Origin of the sequence: Streptococcus sp. KR (assembly GCF_002238115.1) — a bacterium.
In the GTDB taxonomy this organism is placed as follows: Bacteria; Bacillota; Bacilli; order Lactobacillales; family Streptococcaceae; genus Streptococcus.
This window is the reverse complement of record NZ_NGVM01000380.1, coordinates 1-214: the sequence shown is the minus strand read 5'-3', so window position 1 is coordinate 214 and position 214 is coordinate 1. Positions and strand designations below refer to the sequence as shown.

General features: G+C 49.1%; 1 protein-coding gene. It reads right to left on the bottom strand.

Features of this window, described 5'->3' with window-relative positions; all coding sequences use genetic code 11:
• A partial coding sequence (locus CBI42_RS12365) for an aldo/keto reductase (protein WP_142294189.1) occupies positions 1-214 on the bottom strand: 214 nt, incomplete at both ends.

Here is a 214-nt window from a genome sequence, read left to right as displayed (position 1 = left end):
TCATCTCATCGTCGCTTAATTCAAAGTCCAGTTCGGTGTTTTCCTTGATTCGTTCCGGTGTCTTGGATTTTGGAATGATGGAGACGCCTCTTTGCAAGTCCCAACGCAAAATGATTTGGGCGGGCGTCTTGCCATGGTGTTTGGCCATTTTGGCGAGCATTGGGTTGTCCAAGACAATCCCTCTGCCAAGTGGACTCCACGCTTGAGTGACAAT